At 69.4% G+C, this 1,161-nt stretch carries 2 protein-coding genes; one reads left to right on the top strand and one right to left on the bottom strand.

The features are described from left to right. Positions 1 to 911, bottom strand: a 911-nt coding sequence (istA, locus tag D8M34_RS17955; protein WP_126894702.1) for an IS21 family transposase, incomplete at its 3' end; no start/stop codon positions are given. Positions 912 to 938: 27 nt separating this feature from the next. On the opposite strand from istA, the gene D8M34_RS19905 reads away from it, so the two are divergent. After that, positions 939 to 1,161 (top strand): relaxase domain-containing protein (locus D8M34_RS19905; RefSeq protein ID WP_148113091.1); only part of this gene is annotated, 223 nt, incomplete at its 3' end.

Here is a 1,161-nt window from a genome sequence, read left to right as displayed (position 1 = left end):
CGCGCGAGACGGACCCGCGCGGCCAGCCCGATCGGCGGCTCCAGCGGCGGGAGCGGTGTCATCGCCGCGTAGTCACCCTCGAGCAGATCGACCGGGCGCCCACCCCGCGCGCGGACGGTTCGGGCGTTCGCCCTGGTCAGCCAGTCGCCGACCTGCTGGTTGAAGTCAGCCGGGGAAGCGAAGCGGCGTCCGGGCAGGAACGAGGTCTCGCAGTAGACGCTGCTGCGCTCGACCAGCCCTTTGCACTCCGGGTCTCGTGGCGGAGCCAGCTGGATCCTCGTGGCCAGGGTGCCGGCGAACGCCGCGGCCGGGGCCGAGACCCGGCCGGTCCCGCCGATCGCGGACTCCCGGTCCCAGACCAGGGTGCGGGTGACCCGCCCGACCTCGCTGATCAGCTGCCACATCCCCGACAGGATGTCTCCGGCCTGACGCGAGGGGATCATCGTCGCGGACAGGAACCGCGAGTAGCCCAGCGTCATCACCAGCACCGGTAGGACCCGTTCCTGCCCGGCCCCGACGGGGATCGTGGGCTCGGGGAACCACAGGTCGCACTGGGTGATCTCGCCTGGTGCATACACGACTCGGTCGACCGGGTCGATCCCCAGATACTCCGGGCGGATTTGGCGGATCCGGTCCTTGAGCACGGTCAGCGAGTGCGCCCACCCGATCCGCTCGGCGATCACCGTGGCCGGCATCCGCGGGAACTGCGCCAAAAGGGCTCGCACCTGCGGCTCGACCGCATCGGCCAGCGACCCTCGCGGGCCTCTTTCCCATTTCGGTGGGCCCGGCGCCCGCAGCGCGGAGCGCACCGTATTGCGGGCCACCCCCAGCCGGCGGGCGATCTCCTTGATCGGAACACCCTCCGCCCGATGTAGACGACGGATCTCGGCCCAGTCCTCCACCGACAACACCCCCTCAGCGTCGTCCAGAATGGGTCAATCCCAATCCGACGTCCGGGGGTCAGTCTCCGGCCGTCGTCGACAGTTGCCTATTACGATTTCACGTTCAGTGCGCCGAAGTCGGTGTCGGTGTACGAGGCAGCGCTTCGGGCTACGGGAAACGTTGAGATGGCGGGTGCGGTTTCCGCTGCGCATGGCCGTGCAGTCGGTATCGCGATCGAGTACGCGGAGTCGCGGATCGCTTTCACACGGACGGGATGGC

The organism is Microbacterium sp. HSID17254 (assembly GCF_003989315.1).
Lineage (GTDB): Bacteria > Actinomycetota > Actinomycetes > Actinomycetales > Microbacteriaceae > Microbacterium.
Note: the sequence above shows the minus strand (reverse complement) of the source record. Positions and strands in the feature narration are given on the sequence as shown.